This window comes from Acidothermus cellulolyticus 11B, from assembly GCF_000015025.1.
Lineage (GTDB): Bacteria > Actinomycetota > Actinomycetes > Acidothermales > Acidothermaceae > Acidothermus > Acidothermus cellulolyticus.
In genome coordinates this window covers 1,212,740-1,234,579 of record NC_008578.1, presented here as the reverse complement: position 1 = coordinate 1,234,579, position 21,840 = coordinate 1,212,740, and the positions used below count along the sequence as shown (strand labels likewise).

The following is a 21,840-nucleotide window of genomic DNA, read 5'->3' as shown; positions in this document are numbered from 1 at the left end:
CTCCCTCACTCCCGGCCGAGGTCGCGGTGGGCGACCTGGACGTCAATTCTCGACTCAGCGGTCGCGAGCCGCCGGAGTCGTTCCGCGAGTTCCTCTGCTATGACGACGCTGCGGTGCTTGCCTCCGGTGCAGCCCACCGCGAGGGTGAGGTAGCGTTTGCCTTCCCGCAGATAACCGTCCACCACGGTGCCGAGCACCTTGCTATAGGTGTCGAGAAAATCCTGCGCCCCCGGTTGAGCGAGCACGTACTCCCGGACGGCGTCGTCGCGTCCAGTGAGCGGCCGGAGTTCGTCCACCCAGTGCGGATTGGGCAGGAATCGGCAATCGACGACGAGGTCGGCGTCCGCCGGCAGGCCGTACTTGTATCCAAACGACACAACGGTCGCACGGAGCGCGGGTTGGTTGTCGTCGCTAAATGCCGCGATAATCTTGCCGCGCAATTCGTGGACGTTGAGATTCGTCGTATCGATGACAAGGTCCGCGACGCCGCGGACGTCACGGAGCAATTCCCGCTCGCGGGCGATGCCGTCAGCCAGCCGTCCGTCGCCTTGCAGCGGGTGCGGGCGGCGGACATTCTCAAAACGGCGGATGAGCTCATCGTCGCTTGCTTCGAGAAAGACAATCCGCAAGGCGGTGCCCCGGTTACGCAGCACGCCCAAGGCGCCGTAGAGGTCGGAGGTGAACGCGCGGCTGCGCACGTCCACGACCGCGGCGATTTTGTTGATCGCACCGCCGCTGCGGACGCCGAGATCCACCATGGTGTCCAGGAGTCCCGGCGGAAGGTTGTCGACGACGAACCAGCCGAGGTCCTCCAGGCACTTGGCGGCTGTGCTCCGGCCGGCACCGGAGAGGCCGGTGAGGACGACAAGTTTGATTCCAGTCAGCGGGTTGAGGGCAGGAGCGGCGTGGCCGTCCGGCAGCCGCCGGACGTCGCCGGTCATTGGTCCGCTCCATGCAGGGCCGCGAAAACAACCTCAGCGGTACGCCGTCCCACGCCCGGCACGGCGGCCAATTCCGCTACGGTTGCTTGCCGCATTCGCTGAACCGATCCGAAATGCCGCAGGAAGGCCTTGCGGCGGGTCTCCCCGATTCCCGGGATTCCCTCCAGCACACTGCGGGTCATCGACGTGGACCGTTTCGCACGGTGGTAGGAGATGGCGAAACGGTGCGCCTCGTCGCGCAACCGCTGCAAGAGGTAGAGTCCTTCGCTGGCCCGCGGCAGGATGACGGGTTCCTCGCGATCGGGGAGCCAGATTTCTTCCAGGCGTTTCGCGAGTCCCGCCAGGGCAACGTCATCGATGCCCAGTTCGTCGAGGGCCTTCTTTGCCGCCGCCACCTGCGGCGCACCGCCGTCAACAATGACCAGGCTCGGCGGGTAGCTGAACTTTCGGTGATGCGCGGCCGCGTCGACCCGCGGCTGGTCCGGCCCGGTTCCGTCGTCGATGGGCGAGTCCGTTTGCATCCGCTCGTCCAGATACCGGCGGAAACGGCGACTGATCACCTCGTGAATTGCCCCGACGTCCCCCCCACCGACGCCGCGCAGGGCAAAGCGACGATATTCGCTCTTCCGCGGCAGGCCGTCTTCAAACACGACCATCGACGCGACGACGTCGGTGCCCTGCAATGTGGACACGTCGTAGCACTCAATGCGCAGCGGTGCGTCGGGAAGATTGAGGGCTTCCTGGATTTCCCGCAGCGCCCGGCCGCGGGCGGTGAGGTCGCCGGCCCGGCGGACCTTGTGCAGGTGGAGCGCCTGGGCCGCATTCTGGGCAACCGTCTCCAGCAGGGCCTTCTTGTCGCCGCGCTGGGGAACGCGGATGGTGACGCGTCCGCCGCGGCGTGAGCTGAGCCAGCGTTCGAGCGTCTCGGTGTCGCTTGGTGCGACGGGCACCAAGATTTCCCGCGGCACGTCGGCGGATTCCGCACCCGTTTCGCCGTACAGTTGGGCGAGAAAATGCTGAACGAGGTCGGCGGTGTCCAGCGCTTCGACCTTCTCCACCACCCAGCCGCGCTGACCGCGGACCCGTCCATCGCGGACGAAGAACACATGGACCGCCGCCTCCAAGTCGTCGTCGGCCAAGGCGATAACGTCTGCATCGGTATTCTCGGGGAGGACCACCGTCTGTTTTTCGATGGCCAGCCGCAGCGCGGCGGCATCGTCGCGCAGCCGCGCCGCCCGTTCGAAGTCCTCCGCGGCGGCTGCGGCGCGCATGTCCTTTTCCAGCCGGCGGAGGTACTCCGTGGCTCTTCCGCCCATCACGTCACAGAAGTCGAGGACGATTTGCCGGTGCTGCTCCTCCGACACCCAGCCGACACACGGTGCGCTGCATTTTCCGATGTATCCCAGCAGGCACGGCCGTCCAATGCGCTGAGCTCGGCGGTAGACGCCGGCGGAGCAGGTGCGGGCGGGAAACACCCGGAGCAGCAAATCCAGAGTGTCACGAATGGCCCAGGCGTGCGCAAAGGGCCCGAAATACCGGTTGCCTTTCTTTCGCTTGCCGCGATAAACCATGAGGCGCGGCACGGGTTCGGCGAGCGTGACGGCGAGGTAAGGGTAACTCTTGTCGTCCCGATACTTGATGTTGAAGCGAGGCTCGTACTGCTTGATCCAGTTGTATTCCAGTTGCAGCGCCTCAACCTCGGTGCGGACGATGACCCAGTCGAGGCGGGCGGCCGCTGTCACCATGGCCCGGGTCCGCGGATGAAGGAGCGCCGGATCCGCGAAGTAACTGGTCAGTCGGGCGCGCAGGTTCTTCGCCTTTCCGACGTAGATGACCCGATCATGCGCGTCCCAGAACCGGTAGACGCCGGGTGACTCCGGAATCTCCCCGGCAGCCGGCTTGCGCAGCTGCGGTGCGTGCACGCCTGTCAGCGTAGCCGCCCCGCCGTCGGTACCGCGGAACGCCGTTAGGAGAGGCGGAGCACCTTGCGCAGAAAGGCGCCGGTGTAGCTGCCTTCCGTCGCCGCCACCTGTTCGGGTGGACCCTCGGCGACCACCTGTCCGCCGGCGGCGCCGCCCTCGGGACCGAGGTCGATCACCCAGTCGGCCGTCTTGATGACGTCAAGATTATGCTCAATGACGATCACGGTATTGCCGCGCTCGACAAGGGATTGCAGAACGGCAAGCAGCTTGCGGACGTCTTCGAAATGCAGGCCGGTCGTCGGCTCGTCGAGGATGTACACGGTGCGACCGGTCGCCCGCTTCTGCAGCTCGGACGCGAGTTTCACCCGCTGCGCTTCCCCGCCGGAGAGGGTCGGGGCCGGTTGGCCGAGTCGGACATAACCCAGACCGACCTCGACGAGAGTGGTGAGCCGGCGGGCGATGCCCGGCAGCGGGCCGAAGAAGTCGGCTGCTTCTTCGATCGGCATGTCCAGGACGTCGGCAATTGTCTTGCCCTTGTAATGCACCTCGAGGGTCTCCCGGTTGTACCGCGCGCCATGGCACACTTCGCACGGCACGTAAACGTCGGGCAGGAAATTCATTTCGATTTTGATGGTGCCGTCGCCGGCGCACGCTTCGCAGCGGCCGCCCTTCACGTTGAAGGAGAAACGCCCGGGAGTGTATCCGCGCACCTTGGCTTCCGTGGTCTCCGCGAAGAGCCGGCGGATGTCATCAAACACACCGGTGTAGGTCGCGGGGTTCGACCGCGGCGTCCGGCCGATCGGGCTCTGGTCGACGTGAATCGCCTTGTCGACGAGGTCGAGACCGAGGATGCGGTCGTGCCGGCCGGGCACGGTTTTCGCCCCGTTCAGTTCCTTGGCCAACGCGGCATAGAGAATGTCGTTGACCAGCGTTGATTTTCCCGAGCCCGAGACGCCGGTCACGACGACGAAGCAGCCCAGCGGAAACGCGACGTCGATGTTGCGGAGGTTGTGCTCTCGGGCACCCTTGACGATCAGCCGGCGCTTGGGATCGGCGGGCCGCCGGATCGCCGGTACCTCGATGGTTCGCCGTCCGGAAAGGTACGCGCCGGTGAGCGACTCTTTGCACGCCAGCAGTTCAGGCACCGGCCCGGAGACGACGATCTGTCCACCGTGCTCACCGGCGCCGGGACCGATGTCGACCACCCAATCCGCCGCGCGGATGGTGTCCTCATCGTGCTCGACCACGATCAGCGTATTGCCGAGATCGCGGAGGCGGAGCAGGGTCTCGATGAGACGGTGGTTGTCGCGCTGGTGCAGGCCGATACTCGGCTCGTCCAGCACATAGAGAACGCCGACAAGACCGGAGCCGATCTGGGTGGCCAGCCGAATGCGTTGCGCCTCGCCACCCGCCAACGTAGCGGCGGGACGGTCAAGCGTGAGGTAGTCGAGACCGACGTCCAGCAGGAAACCCAGGCGGGTGTTCACTTCTTTGAGCACGCGCTCGGCGATCTGCCGTTCCCGTGCGGTTAGGTCAAGGGCGCGCAGGAATCGCGCACATTCGCTGATGGGCATGGCGGACACGTCGGCGATGGACTTCCCGCCGACCGTCACGGCGAGCGCGAGCGGCTTGAGCCGTTTGCCCTGGCACTTCGGGCACGGCACTTCCCGCATGTAGCTCTCGAACCGCTCCCGGCTGTAGTCGCTGTCGACTTCGCCGTGCCGGCGTTCGATGTACGGCACGACACCTTCGTAGGTCGTGTGGTATGACCGGTGCCGGCCGTACCGATTGCGGTATTGGACGTACAACGGTTCGGGGTACCCGTACAGGATGTACTTGCGGGCTTTGGCGGGCAGCCGGTCCCAGCGGGTCTGGGTGGAGAATCCCGCCGCGTCGGCCAATGCCTCGAGGAGGCGGACAAAGTAGTCCGACACGTGCCCGGTCGCCCACGGCGCGATGGCGCCGTCCGCGATGGATTTGCTCGGATCCGGAACGATGAGATCGGGATCGGCGACGAGCCGGGTGCCGAGGCCGGTGCATTCCGGACAGGCGCCGTACGGCGAATTGAAGGAGAAAGAACGCGGCTCCAATTCTTCAAAATCCAGGTCGTCGTCGGGACAGGCGAGATGTTCGGAGAACATTCGCTCCCGGTGCGGGTCGCTCTCCGGCAGATCGACGAATTCGAGCGTGACCAGACCTCCGGAGAGCCGCAGCGCCGTCTCAATCGAGTCAACGAGCCGATGGGCGACGTTCTCCTTGACGGCAAGCCGGTCGACCACGACGTCGATGGTGTGCTTCTCCTGCTTTTTCAACCGAGGCGGATTGTCCAGCGGGTGGACGACGCCGTCGACCCGTACCCGCACGAAACCTTTGCTCTGCAGCTCGGCGAACATCTCGGCGTACTCGCCTTTGCGGCCGCGGACGACCGGCGCAAGCACCTGGAATCGCGTACCGGCGGGAAATTCCAGGATGCGGTCGACGATCTGCTGCGGCGTCTGGCGGGAAATCGCCCGTCCGCAGACCGGGCAGTGCGGATGCCCGATCCGCGCGTACAGCAGACGCAGGTAGTCGTAAACCTCGGTGATCGTACCCACCGTGGAGCGCGGATTTCGCGACGTCGATTTTTGGTCGATGGACACCGCCGGCGAGAGCCCCTCGATGAAATCAACGTCCGGCTTGTCCATCTGACCGAGAAATTGCCGGGCGTACGCCGAGAGGGACTCCACGTACCGCCGCTGGCCCTCCGCGAAGATCGTGTCAAATGCGAGGCTTGATTTTCCCGATCCGGAGAGGCCGGTGAAGACGATCAATGCGTTCCGCGGGAGATCGAGAGAGACGTCCTTGAGGTTGTGCTCGCGAGCGCCCCGGATGACAAGCCGATCAGCCATACCCGCAGATCCGTCCTCCTCAGCTGGCGAGCTGCGCTTCATCCTATGTGGGCGCGGACGCCGGGCCTGCCGTGACGCGGCTGCCCGGCCGGTGAGCCGAGACGGCCCGATAGCATCGGCGTCGTGACGTACACCGGGGACGTGCGGGTCGGCGGCCCGCCGGATGTCCGCGTGCTCCCGGGATTGCAGATCACCAAGCTGGCGGTCGGGCCGTACGACAACAACGCCTACCTGCTCCGGTGCCGGGCGACCTGCGACACCGTGCTCATTGATGCTGCGGCCGAGCCGGGACGGTTGCTGGACGCGATCGGCGACGGACGGCTGGTCGCCGTGGTCACGACCCACCGTCACCACGACCACTGGCAGGCGCTCCGGGCCGTCGTCGACGCGACCGGGGCAGAGGTTATCGCGCATCCCCTGGACGCCGATGCGCTCCCGCTCCCGGTGGGGTGGCCGGTCAGCGACGGTGACCGGATCACGGTGGGAAACAGCGAGATCGGCGTCATCCATCTCCGTGGTCATACTCCGGGAAGTATTGCGCTGGTGTACGACGCCGATCCGGATCAGCCGCATATTTTTACCGGCGACTCACTCTTCCCGGGCGGTCCCGGCAATACGCGAGGCAACAAGCAGGATTTCACGACCCTGATGAATGACCTGGAAGAGAAGGTCTTCGGCCGATTTCCGGACGCGGCCTGGATTTACCCGGGGCACGGCCGTGACACCACGCTGGGAGCCGAACGACCCCACCTCGGTGAATGGCGGGCTCGTGGCTGGTGACGTATCCCGTCCCGGCGACATCGTGTTCCGTCCGGTCACGGACGAGGAGTTCCCCCGCTTCCTGGCGACCGGCATGCGCGCCTTCGGCACCGCCTGCCGAGACGAGCACGTCACCCGGGAGCGGCTGGTATTCGAACTTGACCGCACCACCGGGATGTTCGACGGTGACCGGCTCGTTGGCACCGGCGGGATTTTCTCCTTGCAGATGTCGGTGCCTGGCCGGGTCGTCCCCGTGGCGGGAGTGACGTTCGTCTCCGTAGCCGCCTCGCACCGGCGTCGCGGGCTGCTCACCCGGCTGATGCGCCACCAGCTGCATGGGTTGCACGCCGACGGTCGTGAGCCGATCGCGGCGTTGTGGGCGTCGGAATCGTCGATTTACCGGCGCTTTGGCTATGGGCCGGCAAGCCAGACGGTCTCTGTCGAGATACGCCGTGACGCCCGAGCCATCGACGATGACCGGGTGGCGCAGCGGGCCGATTTCCGCCTGTCATTGCGCGATGAGCCTGCTGAGACGGTGCTTCCGGAGATAGCGGCGATTCATGCCGCGCACCTGCCGGACGCTCCCGGTGAATTCGCGCGCGACAACCGGTGGTGGCAATACCGATTGTCCGAGGCGACGGTGGAACGCCGGAGCGGTTGGACACCACTGTCGGCAGTGGTCATTCCAGACACCGGGTACGCGCTCTACCGCACCAAGAGTGAATGGTCAGACGGCGTTGCCGCCGGCGAAGTCGAGATTCTCGAAATCGTCGCAGCCGAGCCGACTGCCCAGCTCGTGTTGTGGGATTACCTGTTGCGCCGTGACCTCATGGCAACGTGGCGGGCATGGCTTGCGATCGACGACCCGATTCTGCTGGCGGCAGCGGATTCCCGCCGCCTCCACGCCCGCCTTGCCGATAATCTCTGGGTGCGTATCGTCGATGTCGACCGTGCGCTCGCCGCTCGCCGCTACTCGGTCGACATTGACCTGGTACTCGAGGTTGCCGACGAGTTCTGCCCGTGGAACAACGGCCGATGGCGTCTGATCGGCGGGCCGGACGGAGCGTCGTGCGAGCCGACACGGCAATCTGCGCACCTCGCCGTACCGGCGTGGGCGCTCGGCGCCGCTTATCTCGGCACGACATCGCTGTATCAGCTTGCCCGAGGCGGTTGGGTTTCCGCGTCAAGCTCCGCGGCGCTCGCTCAGGCTGCGTCGGCCTTCCGTTGGCCCGCCGCCGCGCACTGTTCGTTGGTTTTCTGACGGTGCCGGCTCTCTGCTGAGCGAATCCCGCTGAAGCGGCGCTGGCAGCTCCCGCTGAAGCGGCGCTCAGCCGACGCCGGCGGCCTCCATCGCGCGTAATTCCTTCTTCAGCTCCCGGATCTCGTCCCGCAGCCGGGCGGCGAGCTCAAACTGCAATTCCGCGGCGGCGGCGTGCATCTGTTCGGTGAGTTCCTCGATGAGGCGGGTGAGTTCCTGTCGCGGCATGGCTGCGAGGTCCTTGGCATGCCGGCCGACCGGCGGCGCCGCCTTGGACGCGAGCCCGGGAGCGGGTGCCTTCCCTCGGCTGACCTGCCGCCCGGTCCCGCCGAGGAGAGCCTGGGTATCGGCGTCCTCCCGAATGAGCGTGTCGAGAATGTCGGCGATTTTCTTTCGGATCGGCTGCGGGTCGATGCCGTGCTCGGCGTTGTACGCCAGCTGCTTGGCCCGCCGTCGGTTCGTTTCGTCGATCGCTTCCTTCATGGCCGCGGTCACGGTATCGGCGTACATGTGCACCTGTCCGGAGACGTGACGTGCGGCGCGCCCGATGGTCTGAATGAGGGACGTCGCCGACCGGAGGAAACCCTCCTTGTCGGCGTCGAGAATGGAGACGAGGGAGACTTCCGGCAAGTCCAGTCCTTCGCGGAGCAGGTTGATGCCGACGAGGACGTCGAACTCGCCCTGACGCAGTTCCCGGAGCAATTCGACGCGCCGCAGCGTGTCCACTTCGCTGTGCAGGTAGCGCACCCGGATGCCGAGCTCCAGGAGATAATCGGTCAGATCCTCGGCCATTTTCTTGGTGAGCGTGGTGACCAGGACCCGCTCGCCGCGCTCGGCGCGCACCCGGATTTCGTGCACCAAGTCGTCGATTTGTCCCTTGGTCGGTTTGACGACGATCTCCGGGTCGACCAGGCCGGTGGGGCGGATCACCTGCTCGACGACATCCCCGCCGACCTTCGCGAGTTCGTAGGGGCCGGGTGTCGCCGACAAGTAGACCGTCTGGCCGATCCGGTCAAGGAATTCGTCGAACCGTAAGGGACGGTTGTCCAGTGCGCTCGGCAGGCGGAAGCCGTGCTCGACGAGGACCCGCTTGCGCGACATGTCGCCCTCGTACATGCCGCCGATCTGCGGAACGGTGATGTGTGACTCGTCAATGACCAGGAGGAAATCCTCCGGGAAATAATCCAGCAGGGTGTTCGGCGGGCTGCCGGGCGGGCGGCCGTCGATGTGCCGGCTGTAGTTCTCAATGCCCGAACATGTGCCGATGTGGCGGAGCATTTCCAGGTCGTAGGTCGTCCGCATCCGCAACCGCTGCGCTTCAAGGAGCTTGTTCTGCTTCTCCAGTTCGGCGAGCCGCTGTGCGAGTTCCTCCTCGATGTCGCGGATCGCCCGAGCCATCCGCTCCGGACCGGCAATGTAGTGCGACGCCGGAAAGATGTAAATTTCCTCGTCCTCGCTGAGGACCTCACCGGTCAGCGGGTGCAGCGTCGCGAGCCGCTCGATCACATCGCCGAACATCTCGATCCGGACGGCGAGTTCCTCGTATTGTGGGATCACATCGATCGTGTCGCCGCGCACCCGGAACGTGCCCCGGGTGAATGCGACGTCGTTCCGGGTGTACTGAATGTCAACAAGCCGGCGGAGCAGGATGTCCCGCTCTATTTCCTCACCGACCCGCAACCGCAGCATTCGATCCACGTACTCCTGCGGAGTGCCCAGGCCGTAGATGCAGGAGACGCTGGCGACGACGACGACGTCCCGGCGCGTGAGCAGGCTGTTGGTTGCGGAGTGCCGCAACCGCTCCACCTCATCGTTGATGGAGGCGTCTTTTTCGATGTACGTATCGGTCTGCGGAATGTAGGCTTCCGGCTGGTAATAGTCGTAGTAGCTAACGAAATACTCGATCGCATTCTCCGGCATGAGCTGCCGCAATTCGTTCGCGAATTGCGCGGCCAAGGTCTTGTTGGGTTCGATCACGAGGGTCGGCCGTTGCAGGCGCTCAATCAGCCAGGCGATCGTCGCCGTCTTCCCGGTGCCGGTCGCGCCAAGGAGCACGACATCGCGGTCGCCTCGGCGGATCCGCCGTTCGAGCTCGTCGATCGCCTGCGGTTGGTCCCCGGATGGCCGGTACTCGCTGATCACCCGGAAGGGCGCCACCCGGCGCTGAACATCTGTCACCGGTCGCATGGTTCCACCGTACGCACGCCGCGGCGCACTCCTGGGGATGACTGGGGTGCGCCGCGGATCAGGATCGCCCCGTGTCTTGAGCCGCCTACGGACCGCAGGCGCTCTGTCGGGCCGGCGTCCGGCGCAGGCGAGAACCCGGGACGTTCGCGCGGTTCGGGGAGGACTCCGGTCCGGGGAAACGCGCGAACGTCCCCGGTCAGTACTCGGACAGCGCGAGGCTAACCTGCGCGCACCACGCGTACCGTCAGCTCACCAGATCGGCAACGACCTGGCTGTCGATGCTCCGCCGTCGGGCAAGCGCTACGACAAGACCCACGATGAGCATGACGAACGGCAGCGCAATGAGCACCCATCCCGTTGGTGACAGCGCCCACGCCGTCTTCGTGGGATCGACCCCGGCTGCTGCGGTACCGGCGAGAAGCCCGAACCGGGCCATGAGGAGGTAGAGACCGATACCGAGGGCGGCAATGGCCAGGATCGGCGCGACCACGGTGTTCCAGAGCCGGGTATCGGAATGATCACGCCGGAAGAAGGCAATCACCGCAACGGAGACCAGAATTTCCACTATGACGATCGCCATGACGGCAATGGCACTGGACCAATAGAAGAGGTTGAGCACCGGGTCCCAGCCCTTCGCCATGAAGATGAGCACCACGAGGGCAGTGAGCCCGGACATCGTCAGCGTTCCGTACATCGGGGATCCGCGCCGTGAGACGTGACTCAGAGCCTTCGGCAGGACGCCGGCACGCCCCAGCGCGTAGAAATACCGCGCATTGGCGTTCTGGAACGCGAGCAGGCCGGCGAAAAGGCTGGAGATCACGAGAATGCGCATGAGATCCGCGAGCCACGATCCAACGTACTGCGTGGCGACGTGGAAGATGACTTGTGCGGGATCCGCCAGCGGTGTATCACCAACCGTAGAAATCTTCAGCGTCTCGTCGACGACGCGGCCTTGCCCTAAGCCGCTCACAATTCCCCACGACGTAACGGCGAAGAGCAGGGCAATCGTTCCCACAGCCGCGTAGGTAGCCACCGGAACCGTACGCTTCGGATCCCGTGACTCCTCGCCGTAAATCGCCGTCGCCTCAAAGCCAATATAGGAGGCGAACGCGAACGCCAACGCGATTCCAGCCGATCCGGCGAGGCCGCCGACGAAGACATGGCTTGGCGCGAACGACGCCGACACACTGAGTCCTTGCGGGCCGCCGCCGCGGAAGATGACAGCGAAAGCCATGATGAGGAGCGAGCTCAGCTCAAGAATCATAAAGCCGCCAAGAACTTTAGCGCCGACATCCACGCTGAAGAGGGAAAGGAGAAGCACAAGGCCCCAGGCGATAAAGACCCATCCCCACCAGGGAAGGGAGATGCCGAGATATTGCTTGGCTTCCTGCGCGACCAGCCCGCCCATGAAGCCATAAATCGCGAGTTGGATCGTGACGTACGCGAAGATAGACACAAAGGCGGAAGAAATTCCGGCCCGTACGCCGAGTCCACGGCCTACATAGGCGAAGAATGCCCCGGCATTGGTGACTTTGCTGCTCATGGCGGCGTAACCCACGCTGAAGATGAGGAGCGCGATACCGACCGCGAGGTAAGCGCCGGGCGTCCCGGAACCATTCCCCAGGCCGATGGCCACGGGAACCGCACCGGACATGCCAACCAGCGGCGCGGATGCCGCAACCACATAAAAAACAATGCCGATGACCGCAATCCGATCTCGCCACAGGTGTCGCGACGGGGCTCTTGCCTCAACCGCCGCCAGCATTGCGCCGCGCTCTCCGGAAGCGCTTACCATAGGGCCTCCTCGATCGACACGATAGGAAGACGCGTTCGAACGACGGCAGCCGCGGCGGTACCGACGGGCACCGTCAACTACTCGGTCTCGTAATGATGAGCCACGCGTCTGGTGAGATATTAGGGCCCGAACTATCTTCTGACAAGACCCCTGAACAGATCGTCACATTGTTGTTGACCAACAGAAACACACCGCGCGAAGGCCGCCGGCTTAGCGCGGCGACGACCGAGTCACGGTCGAGACCGGGTGGCCCTCATCCTGCCAGGAGCGCCGGACCGCGTCGTAAAACTCCGGGAGTCGTGCGGCACAGCCGAGTGCAGCGATGCCGATCAACCGTCCGGCCCGGAAGTACGAGATCGCGACTTCGCCGGCCGCGCTGTCATGCCGTACCCGGATCTCGCCGTCATGCATCTCAGGCAGACCCACGCCGGAGAGCCGAACGCCATATTGGTCTGACCAGAACGTCGGCACCATCGGCACAGACGGCGCACCTGCCGCCGCACCGGACAAGGATGCAGCGAGGGTGCGGCCGGCGTACCGTCCCGTCTCAATGGCCATTGACCAGTGCTCCACTCGGCCTTCAATTCCCGCCCCGCGCAGCAGGGGCACTCGTGCGACATCACCGCATGCCACGACGTTGGGTATGGGCTGTCCCGAAATGTCGAGTGCTCGTAACATTCCGTCACACCGCACGCCGTTGTGGATGTCGAGCTTGGTGGTTACGAGCCAATCCGTCTCCGGGGCGCCGCCGATTGCTTCAACGACGATGTCGGCGGCCAGTTCGGTGCCGTCGTCGAGGACTACACCGCGTACATGGTCGGTTCCCTCGAAAGCAACGACCGCTCGTGCTCCGAGGAAGCGGACGCCATGTGTCTCGTGAAGTCTCCGCAGTTCGCTTCCCAGAATGTCGCCCAGCCCGGGAAGAGGGTATTCCGAGCGTCCGACAACGACCACGTGGACCCCGCGTTCCCTCGCGGCGGAGGCGACCTCGCAACCAATGAACCCCGCACCGATCACGACAAGCCGGGCACCGGGCTGCAGCACGTCTCGGAGTGCCCGCGCGTCATCAAAATTGCGAAGCACGTACCGCCTCACCGTCGGCCCGGGGACAGCCAACCGCACCGGTCGCAGTCCGGTCGCGATAACGAGACCGTCCCACTCGACCGTTTGGCCGTCCTCGAGGACGACGACGCGTGCGTCCACGTCCAACGCCGCCGCACGGACACCCAACCGCCATTGGACGTCACCGATCCGTGGCGAAAGAGGAAGCGCGATCTCATCGAAGCCCGGCAATTCGGTAGCCGTGAGAACGGTCTTGGAGAGCGGCGGGCGGTTGTACGGCGGCCAGCGCTCACCGCCGATAACGAGGATTTCGCCGGCGAATCCGTTCCTGCGCAGCGATTCAACCGCTCGAAGTCCCGCTACCGACGCGCCGACCACGACGACGCGTTGCACCTTTTACTCCTCAATAAGAATTGCCTGGGTGGGGCAGACGTCGGCCGCCTCTTCGACCTTGTCGCGCAGCTCCTCTGAAATGAGCTCCGATCGGTAGAGCTCTTGCGCGTACTTTCGAAAAGACAGCTTCCCGTTCTCGTCCAGCGAGAACACTTCCGGGCATGAGAAGACACACTGTCCGTGATCCTGGCATTTCGTCAGATCAACGACAATCCGCATGATCATTGACTCCCGTTTTCCTGTGGCAGTGGTTGATACACCGGGTCACTCCACCGCACGGCGGGGAGGCCGAATGCCTCGGAACTCCCAATCGCCGCCGAGGGCGGTGGAGACCACTTCTTCTGATGACGACGGCTGCGCGCCGACGTCATCACGCACCGGTATTGGTCCTTCGACAACGTAGTTGACCAGGCGGCCGAGGCCTTCGACCTCCACCGTGACAACGTCACCTGGTTCGACCGGACGCGAGCCCGCGGGTGTACCGGTGAGAATCACGTCACCGGGCAGCAGGGTGATGGTGCGGGCGATGTCGGCGATGAGATACGCGGGGCTCCACTCCATCTCGTCTGTTGACGCATCCTGAGCGACGCGATCGTTGACATAGGTACGCAGGCGCTTGCCCTGCGGTTGCCAGCCGACGACGAGTCCCGGGCCCAGAGGGCAGAGCGTATCGGAGCCCTTGACGCGAAGCATGGACCCTGCATCCGTGTCCCGGAAGTCGTGCAGCCCGAAATCGTTCGCTATGGTGAATCCGGCGACGTAGTCCATCGCGTCATCCGGCCGGATGTTGCGGCATGGCCTACCGATCACCACAGCGAATTCACCTTCGAAGTTGAGCCAACGGCATCGTTGCGGCCGCACGACGGCGCCTCCGTGAGCGTTGAGCGCCGTCGTCGGCTTGTGAAAGTAGGTGGGAGCCGGCGGAAGCCGCGCGTGAAACTCCTCGACGCGGCTGCGGTAATTGAGGTGTACCGCGATAATCTTTGTTGGCTGAACGGGAGGGAGATGAACCGCTTTCTCGACCGGAACACGTCGGCCGTCTGGTGCGATCAATAGGTCACCGTGCCGCTCGACGCGGGTTTCCGCGCCGTCGAGGAGTATCCGGCGGTACTCGGTAACGCGCTCGACCTCAGTCATCGCCACGAGTGTCTGTCGCGCGCGGAGCGGGAAAGCCTCCTTCTGGACGATCGAACCACACGTGGACTTGTCCCGTGCCGATCGAATTTTCATATGCACTGAATAACCGCCCGGGTGCCGTGCAGGCCTCCTCGCCGAGTGCGCCCATCATCAGAAGGTAGTGACCAAATTTCGCCTCCGGCTTGAAACGGTAGAACTCCCCCATCGTCCGGAGCACCTGAGCGTGATCACCCTTCTGGAACCAGGCAAGCCGCTCGTTGTCGGCATCGGCGGCTTCCCTGCTGAAGATGTGTTCAACACCCGCGGCTTCATGCTTCCGCAATTCGCGGAGCGGCCAGAAGGTATGGCTCAGCGCGCCGGATGCGATGAGTATGACACGGCGATCAGAGTTGATGATTGCCTCGCCAAGGGCTCGACCGGCGCGCAGAAAGTCTTCCATATCTGCGGTTTGGCAGACACTGAGGGAGATCCACCTCCGATCGAGTCCCTCCCCCAGATACTTCCAGAGATTGACCGTGGCGTAAAAGATTGGCAAATATGGATCGTCGATTGCCGTGATCCAGGTGCCGTGTCTCTCCGCGGCTGCGGCGATGGCATGTGCGAGATCAGGATCGCCCATGAAGTCGTAAGGGATGCGACGCATGCCGCGCGGCAGCTCTTCTGAGGTAAAGAGGCCGGCCCGGAGCGGGTGTGCCGTCACAACGAACTCGACGGTGGTCGCCCAGTGCGAGTCAAGGACGACGACCGTGTCATAGTCGAGCGTTTCAAAGACTTCAGTACGAAGCCGACGCAGTCCGTCGACGAGCGTGGTGTCTTTGCCTTCGTACAACTCACGCCGCGTGGACTCCGGCAACATGATCGTTGGCACATGGGACAGCAGTCCCGCACCGACGACTTCACCCACCATTCGCCTCCTTTATCAACCAGCCGCTCGGGGCGGTCACCGTGTTCTTGACCTCCGCGTAGAAGTCGAACGACCAGGTGCCGCCTTCCCGGCCGATACCGGACAACCGCGCGCCGCCGAACGGCGCCCGCAAGTCGCGGACGTAGAAGCAGTTCACCCAGACGGTGCCGGCGACCAGCCGGTCCGCGACGCGCTCCGCCCGTGACCGGTCGCCGGTAAAGACCATCGCCGCGAGCCCATAGATATTGTCGTTCGCACGCCGGATGACTTCGTCTTCGTCCGTAAATCGATGCAGGACAATGACAGGACCGAAGACTTCTTCGCGGTTGATCTCACTGTCATCGGCAACATTCGTCAATAAGGTGGGTTGGTAGTACAGACCGCCCAGCTCCGGATGCGGGCCGCCGCCGAGTAGGACCGTCGCCCCGGCGGCTTTCGCGCGGCGGACGTATCCGTCAATGCGCGCAAGATGGTCGGGATGAATCTGCGGGCCCATGTCGACGTCTTCGCTGCGCGGGTCCCCTACCCGCCACGCCGCAGCCGCCTGGAGAAACCGCTCAAGGAATTCGTCGTAGACGGCGTCGGCGACGTACAATCGCGTGCCGGCGAGACAGACCTGGCCGGCGTTGTCGTACTGATCCACCGCGTGTCGTACAGCGAGGTCCAGGTCGGCGTCGGGAAAGACAATGAACGGATTCTTGCCTCCCAGCTCGAAGGAGACGGGGATGACGTTCTCCGCTGCCGCGTGACCGATGGCGCGCGCGGTCGCAACCGAGCCGGTGAAGGCGATACGGCGTACCCGGGGATCGCGCACCAGTGCGGCACCGGCCTCCTCCCCAATACCCTGCACGACGTTAAAGACGCCTGGCGGCAGCCCGGCTTCAGCGGTAATGTCGGCGAGGAGTGATGCCGTCAACGGCGCCCACTCCGGGGGCTTGAGCACGACGGTATTGCCGGCGGCTAGGGCGGGTGCGACCCGCCAGGTGGCGAGCATCAACGGTGCATTCCACGGCGTGATGACCGCCGTGACTCCTGCCGGTTGCCACGAAATGTGGTTTCTATGTCCTCGTGTCTCGAAATCCTCATGACCGAGCTGCAAGAGAAAATCCGCAAAGAAATGAAAGTTATACGCGGCGCGGGGAATCACACTCCGACGATGGGACCGGAGCAACCCCCCGTTGTCCAACGTTTCGACGAGTGCGAGATCGTCGACACGCTTCTCGATGCCTTCCGCTACGGCGTGCAGGAGGGCGGCCCGCTCGGTGCGCGGTGTCGCCGCCCATTGCGGAAACGCCGCCGAAGCGGCGTCGACCGCGGCGCTCACTTCCCGCGGTCCGCCGCGGGCGACATTGGCGAGAACCTGCTGATCAAGCGGTGAAATGTCAGGGAACGTCGCATCCGACGCGAGGCGTTCGCCGCCCACCCAGTGGTCAACGGAAACCTCAATTCCGCTGACGGACGTCGTACGCGGCATCCGCACCCTCCCGCCGTCGTCTACTCGTGCGTCTATTCGTTTGGGTCCAAACATAATAGGCTGTCGTCGACGGGTCAAGAACTGCACAGACGCATTGGAGCGTTGTCATGCAACGTCCACGGGTCTTCATACCGGCCCGCTTCTCGGCGCGCGCCTCTGCGCTTCGCTTTGCCGCACTGGCCACCGCGCGCGCCCTTGCCGAAGCCGTCTACCTGGCGGGTGGCGAGCCGTTGTCCTTCTTGCCCTGGGCTCCCAACGGCACGATCGATGAAACGGAGCTGGCGGATCGGCTCCGGGAGGCGGACGCCGTCCTGCTCCCCGGCGGCGGCGATCTGCACCCCCAGTGGTACGGCGAGGCGGAGCATCCGACGCTGTACGACGTCGACGTCGAACAAGACGCGGTGGATCTCGCCTGCGCACGCCACTGCGTCGCCCGAGGGGTTCCACTCTTGGGAATCTGCCGCGGCCTTCACGTTTTGACCGTCGCCCTAGGAGGCTCCCTTGTCGTTGATATGGCGGAAGAGGCGCACCGTCATCGTAAACATGACGTGACGGTCGAGCCGGCCAGCCGCCTTGGTCAGATCGTCACTCGGCCGAGCATGTGGGTGTCCTGCTTTCATCACCAGTGTGTCGCTCGACCGGGCCGCGGACTTCGCCCAGTGGCCTGGGCCGTGGACGGCACGCCGGAAGCGTTCGAACTGTCCGGTGAAGCGGGTTGGTGCCTCGGCATCCAATGGCATCCGGAAGACGGGACGCCGAGCGATCAAGCACAGATGGCAATTTTCAAAGCGTTTATGGACGCCGCGTGTCGCTTTGCGACTCAAGATGGGCGACGATAGCACGCAGCCCTCGGGTCATGGTGGAGCGCACGCGCGGACTCAATGTCGATACGATGAATTGTTCCTCCGCGTTGAAAACCGGATAGAGCTTCTGCATCAGGCTCCGGCCTTCGTTGGTAAGCCGGAGACGCACCAGACGTCGATCATCGGAATCGCCGAATCGAGCAAGGAGACCCCGACGCTCCAACGTCTGGACCACGCCGGTCAAGGTCGCCTTGGAGATGGCGGCTTCCTCCGCAGCGTGCCGGCTCTCAATGCCGTCCCACATCCAGGTCACCCAGAGGACGACAAATGCGGTCCAGGTGAGATCGACATCTTTCAGGACCGTCTGCGTGAGATGGTTGCGGGCGATATTAGCCGCCCGGTAAAGGTTTGAGACGGCTTCAGCGGCGGCCATGTCGATCGGCAATCCTTTGAGGTGAGTGGCCATGGCCTTCTCGGTTTCCGCCAAGGTGTGATAACCCGTCATGCGCCGCATCCTCCTTGTCCGTCGCCGACCAGGTCCGAGGTGAAATGACTATGATTCGCGCGCCTCGGGAGGCTGTACACCGCCACCCGAACCGTGCGGCGCGAGGACCTCACCGCCGTCCCATACGACTCCCACCTGCCGATAGTAGCCACCTATGATCTCATCGACACGGAGTGCGGCAAGCTCCTCCGTCGGCGACTCAAAGAGCTCCAAGGACGCGTCACCTCGCCAGACGGGCCCGCCCGTGACCGCGGCGGCAGCGGATCGGATGAGCTCGTTCAGGGCGTCCGGCGCGCCTTTGGCTATCCCGGGGACAACGCGGTGGTGTGCCATCGGATGGCTGTTCACGAAGCCGGGTGCCTCGACAACATCGCGCAATGTCACGACTGCTTGTGCCAGCCGACGGTCCGCCGCAGCGAGCGTGGCCGCTATCGTGGCACCCGCTTCGAGTCGGGGGGCGGCCCGTCCGTAGGGATGGGGCCGTGTCATCCAGATCGAGCCCAGCTTCTTCGGATAGCCCTGATGCAGCCCCCGGACGAGGGCAAAGTCCTTGTCGACCCAGATAAAGACGCAGCGGGAAAAGATCTCACCGCGATACGTGCAGCGGACGACGACGAGCGTTTCCTTGTACTGTGCCCGGACCGGATCAAGCAGCTCAGCGCCGCCTTCGGAGCACGATTGCCAGTCAGCCCAGATAATCGCGACCGCGCCCGGATCCTCCGGAGCGGGTTCCAGCGGAGGCGGCAGCAGGGCCGCCACCAAAGCGGGATCGGTCCGGTACTCAACGGTCAACATGTCCCCGGAGTAATACCAAGGCGGCGCAGGAATAATCGACGCCTGCCCGGTCGGCGTCCGTGGGTAAAAGAATCCCCGCATCGCATCACCTACCCTATGGTCGTCAGCGGTCATCCGAGCGGAAAGAGTACGACGGCGATTCGGAATCTGGTTACGAGACCGTCGCCCTCCCCCGCGTGTCGGACCCGCCCAGTCTATTGCTCACCGCCCGCGTCTGTTCTATCGTTTGGTACCAAACGATAGGAGGTCATGAATGCAGTCCGACGATCAACGTAACGTCGAGCGCCTGACGGAGCAGCTGCGCAGCGAGGGAATCGACGTTCTGCGGATCGGATACGCGGACCTCATCGGAACGGAACGCGGCCGGGATCTTGTCGTCGAAACGCTTGCGCACCACCTGGGTGAAGGCGGCATTGCGTTCTGCCGCGGGGTCTTCCACACCAGCCCGAGGGGGGACGTCGTACCGGTCGCCGGCGGTCTCGACGCCGGATTGCCTGACGTCCTTGCCAAGCCGGATCTGTCGACGGTTCGCAAGATTCCCTGGGAGGACGGCGTCGCCCACGTCCTGGCTGACATCGTCGAGCCCGACGGCCGCCCATGCGCGGAGAGCCCGCGCTCAGTGCTGCGCTCTGTGGTGGGTCGATGCGAAGCCGAGAATCTCGTTCCGGTCGTCGGTCCGGAAATGGAGTTCTACCTCCTGGAGGGCTCGTCGTCGTCCGGTTGGCGGCGGTACGGCGAGGCACCGGGCAACGTCTACGTGGCCGGGCGCAAGGGCGACCCAGAAAACCTGCTCCTCGAATTTCTCAGGCAGCTCGCCCGCTACGGTATTCGCGCCACCGCGGGCAATCACGAGTTCTTCAGCGGGCAATTTGAGATCAATATTGGCCACTCGCACGCATTGGACGCCGCGGACCGCGCTTTCCGCTTCCGCACGGCCGTCAAGGAGTTAGCCCGCCGCGCCGGCAAACACGCCACCTTCATGGCGAAGCCGTTCAACGAGGAGGGCGGCTCGGGATTCCACCTCCACTTCTCCATCGTGGATCCGAGCGATCGGTCACTGTTTGCTGATGAGGCGGCTCCCACCGGCCTGTCGTCGCTGGCGGAACACGCCGTTGCAGGCATCCTCGCGCATGCGCCGGCTCTCGCCGCGTTCAATAACCCCACGATCAATTCCTACAAACGGTTCGGTCCCGACACGCTCGCATCCTGGTTGATTGACTGGGGGCTGGACAATCGGAGCACGATGGTACGGATTCCCCCCGAACGCGGAGACGCCACACGCATCGAAGTCCGTCTCGGAGACGCGACGGCCAACCCCTATCTCGCCATCGCAAGTGTCGTGGCCGGCGCGTACCTCGGCATCGAAGAGAAACTCACGCCGCCGCCGCCGACCGAGGGATACGGTTACGATGCGTCCCGCTCCCGACTTCTGCCCCGGAATCTCGAAGCCGCCCTTGACGCCCTGGAGGCGGACACCGAGCTCACGGAGATCCTAGGGAAGCCCCTGATCTCGGCGTTCGTGACCTATAAGCGGAACGAACTGGAACGCTTCGCACATTACGTGACCGACTGGGAAGTCGGTGAATATCTCTACCACCTCTAATCGCTCATTGCCCCTACGTTGACCGCACAACTTCCGGAGGACCCGTGCAGCAAACAACCGTCGATCTCACCGATCTCGACATGTTCGAGCAGGACCGCGCATGGCCTGCGTTTGATTATCTCCGCCGCGAAGAACCGGTGTACTGGAATCCTGAGCCGCCGCCCAACAAGGGCTTCTGGGCGGTCACCCGGCACGCCGACATCGTCGCGGTGGACCGGGACCCGGAAACCTTCACCTCGGAGAAGTTCGTCAACCTTGAGGAACTCGACGAGGAGACGATGGAGATACGCCGCTCCATGCTCGAGACCGACGGACCGCGTCATCATGCACTGCGGCGTCTGCTCGTCAGGGATTTCGGAACAACCACCCTCAAGGGCTACGAGTCCTTTCTTCGAGGGTTGACGAGAGCGACCGTGGAGGCGGCTCTGCGGCATAAGGAATTCGATTTCGTCTCCGAGGTGAGCGCGGACTTTCCCATTCAGGTTCTCGCCCGCATGCTCGATGTTCCGGAACACCACACCGGAAGGCTGATCGCGTGGGGCAATCGCATGATTGGGAACACCGATCCGGACTATGCGGATGTTCTTCTGGACAGTCCGGAGAGCAACAAGTATCGCCATCTTCCATTCCGCTCCCCCGCGGCGCTCGAGGTGTTCGAATACGGTCGTGAGCTTGCCCGGCAGCGACGCGGCCGCAGCGGACAGGATCTGGTGAGCAAGCTCGTCAACCAGATGCCCGAGGATGGCGTGCCGCTTTCCCAGCGTGATTTCGACAACTACTTCCTACTCTTGGTCATCGCCGGCAATGAGACGACTCGACACGCGATCAGCCACTCGATGCTCGCCCTGATCAACAACCCCGACCAGATGCGCCTGCTCCAAGACAGGCCGGAGCTCATTCCACAAGCGGTGGAGGAATTCCTTCGCTGGGCGTCACCGGTGTACCACTTCCGCCGTACCGCCACCCGTGACGTCGAGCTGCACGGAAAGCACATTCGCGCCGGCGATAAGGTCGTGATGTGGTTCGCGTCCGGCAACCGCGACGAGGAGGTCTTCACGGATCCGTATCGGTTTGACGTGACGCGCCATCCTAATGATCACGTGACGTTCGGGAAGGGCAGCCCACACTTCTGCCTCGGCAACAAGCTTGCCCGTATGGAGATCCGGATCATGTTCGAGACGCTCCTGCCCAGAATCAAGCGCATGGAGTTGGCCGGTGATGTCTCGTACGTCCGTTCCAACTTCATCCACGGCGTGAAGAAGATGCCGGTGCGGGTCACCCTCGCGTGACAGAAGGCCGGAGGCAACCCGGGGCCGACGGCACGCACCTCCTCTCACCGGTTGCCGTCGCGTCCCGGGCTATCTCCAGCCTGAGCCGGCTCGCGGTCATCCCGTCGTGCACAGACGGTTCGTTG

General features: G+C 64.3%; 17 protein-coding genes. 5 read left to right on the top strand and 12 right to left on the bottom strand.

Annotated features, from left to right (window positions below; all coding sequences use genetic code 11):
• Positions 1–5: 5 nt before the first annotated feature.
• From rapZ to uvrA, 3 genes are read right to left on the bottom strand one after another with little or no spacing between them, the layout of a single operon-like run.
• The gene (rapZ, locus tag ACEL_RS05715) at positions 6–941 is read right to left on the bottom strand and encodes an RNase adapter RapZ (RefSeq protein ID WP_011719946.1); all 936 of its coding nucleotides are present in this window, start codon (positions 939–941) and stop codon (positions 6–8) included.
• Entirely contained in the window at positions 938–2,863 is a 1,926-nt protein-coding gene (gene uvrC / locus ACEL_RS05710) for an excinuclease ABC subunit UvrC (protein ID WP_011719945.1), read from the bottom strand. Before uvrC ends, rapZ begins: the two co-directional genes overlap by 4 nt.
• 44 nt (positions 2,864–2,907) lie before the next feature.
• Complete coding sequence (uvrA, locus tag ACEL_RS05705) at positions 2,908–5,751, bottom strand: excinuclease ABC subunit UvrA (protein WP_011719944.1); 2,844 nt, start codon at positions 5,749–5,751, stop codon at positions 2,908–2,910.
• A gap of 123 nt (positions 5,752–5,874) precedes the next feature.
• On the opposite strand from uvrA, the gene ACEL_RS05700 reads away from it, so the two are divergent.
• Together ACEL_RS05700 and ACEL_RS05695 are read left to right on the top strand one after the other, a co-directional pair.
• Complete coding sequence (locus ACEL_RS05700; protein WP_011719943.1) at positions 5,875–6,531, top strand: MBL fold metallo-hydrolase; 657 nt, start codon at positions 5,875–5,877, stop codon at positions 6,529–6,531.
• Complete coding sequence (locus tag ACEL_RS05695) at positions 6,521–7,771, top strand: GNAT family N-acetyltransferase (protein ID WP_011719942.1); 1,251 nt, start codon at positions 6,521–6,523, stop codon at positions 7,769–7,771. Before ACEL_RS05700 ends, ACEL_RS05695 begins: the two co-directional genes overlap by 11 nt.
• Positions 7,772–7,837: 66 nt before the next feature.
• On the opposite strand, the gene uvrB is transcribed toward ACEL_RS05695, so the two are convergent.
• From uvrB to ACEL_RS05660, 7 genes are all read right to left on the bottom strand, one after another.
• On the bottom strand, positions 7,838–9,955 hold the full coding sequence (gene uvrB, locus ACEL_RS05690; RefSeq protein WP_011719941.1) for an excinuclease ABC subunit UvrB: 2,118 nt from the start codon (positions 9,953–9,955) through the stop codon (positions 7,838–7,840).
• 244 nt (positions 9,956–10,199) lie between these two features.
• Positions 10,200–11,750 (bottom strand): APC family permease, encoded by a 1,551-nt coding sequence (locus tag ACEL_RS05685; protein ID WP_011719940.1) that lies wholly within the window; start codon positions 11,748–11,750, stop codon positions 10,200–10,202.
• Between the two features lie 210 nt (positions 11,751–11,960).
• A complete protein-coding gene (locus tag ACEL_RS05680) occupies positions 11,961–13,205 on the bottom strand; it encodes an NAD(P)/FAD-dependent oxidoreductase (RefSeq protein ID WP_011719939.1) in 1,245 nt (414 codons plus the stop codon).
• A 3-nt stretch (positions 13,206–13,208) separates the two neighbouring features.
• Positions 13,209–13,424 carry a ferredoxin gene (locus ACEL_RS05675; RefSeq protein ID WP_041835477.1) on the bottom strand — a complete coding sequence of 72 codons (216 nt, stop codon included), beginning with the start codon at positions 13,422–13,424 and terminating at the stop codon, positions 13,209–13,211.
• Positions 13,425–13,469: 45 nt separating this feature from the next.
• Positions 13,470–14,342 (bottom strand): fumarylacetoacetate hydrolase family protein, encoded by an 873-nt coding sequence (locus tag ACEL_RS05670; protein ID WP_011719937.1) that lies wholly within the window; start codon positions 14,340–14,342, stop codon positions 13,470–13,472.
• Positions 14,335–15,246, bottom strand: coding sequence for a DODA-type extradiol aromatic ring-opening family dioxygenase (locus ACEL_RS05665; RefSeq protein WP_011719936.1), 912 nt, complete (start codon positions 15,244–15,246; stop codon positions 14,335–14,337). The genes ACEL_RS05670 and ACEL_RS05665 overlap by 8 nt, the downstream gene beginning before the upstream one ends.
• On the bottom strand, positions 15,239–16,720 hold the full coding sequence (locus ACEL_RS05660) for an aldehyde dehydrogenase (RefSeq protein ID WP_011719935.1): 1,482 nt from the start codon (positions 16,718–16,720) through the stop codon (positions 15,239–15,241). Before ACEL_RS05660 ends, ACEL_RS05665 begins: the two co-directional genes overlap by 8 nt.
• Positions 16,721–16,827: 107 nt before the next feature.
• On the opposite strand from ACEL_RS05660, the gene ACEL_RS05655 reads away from it, so the two are divergent.
• On the top strand, positions 16,828–17,559 hold the full coding sequence (locus tag ACEL_RS05655; RefSeq protein ID WP_011719934.1) for a gamma-glutamyl-gamma-aminobutyrate hydrolase family protein: 732 nt from the start codon (positions 16,828–16,830) through the stop codon (positions 17,557–17,559).
• On the opposite strand, the gene ACEL_RS05650 is transcribed toward ACEL_RS05655, so the two are convergent.
• Both ACEL_RS05650 and ACEL_RS05645 read right to left on the bottom strand, forming a co-directional pair.
• Positions 17,513–18,028, bottom strand: a complete 516-nt coding sequence (locus ACEL_RS05650; protein WP_011719933.1) for a MarR family winged helix-turn-helix transcriptional regulator — start codon at positions 18,026–18,028, stop codon at positions 17,513–17,515. The two genes, ACEL_RS05655 and ACEL_RS05650, sit on opposite strands and share 47 nt — an antisense overlap.
• 48 nt (positions 18,029–18,076) lie before the next feature.
• A complete protein-coding gene (locus ACEL_RS05645) occupies positions 18,077–18,904 on the bottom strand; it encodes an acetoacetate decarboxylase family protein (RefSeq protein WP_011719932.1) in 828 nt (275 codons plus the stop codon).
• 172 nt (positions 18,905–19,076) lie between these two features.
• Between ACEL_RS05645 and ACEL_RS05640 the strand changes: the two genes are divergently transcribed.
• On the top strand, positions 19,077–20,426 hold the full coding sequence (locus ACEL_RS05640) for a glutamine synthetase family protein (protein WP_011719931.1): 1,350 nt from the start codon (positions 19,077–19,079) through the stop codon (positions 20,424–20,426).
• 80 nt (positions 20,427–20,506) lie between these two features.
• Positions 20,507–21,715 carry a cytochrome P450 gene (locus ACEL_RS05635; RefSeq protein WP_083760627.1) on the top strand — a complete coding sequence of 403 codons (1,209 nt, stop codon included), beginning with the start codon at positions 20,507–20,509 and terminating at the stop codon, positions 21,713–21,715.
• Positions 21,716–21,840 lie beyond the last annotated feature (125 nt).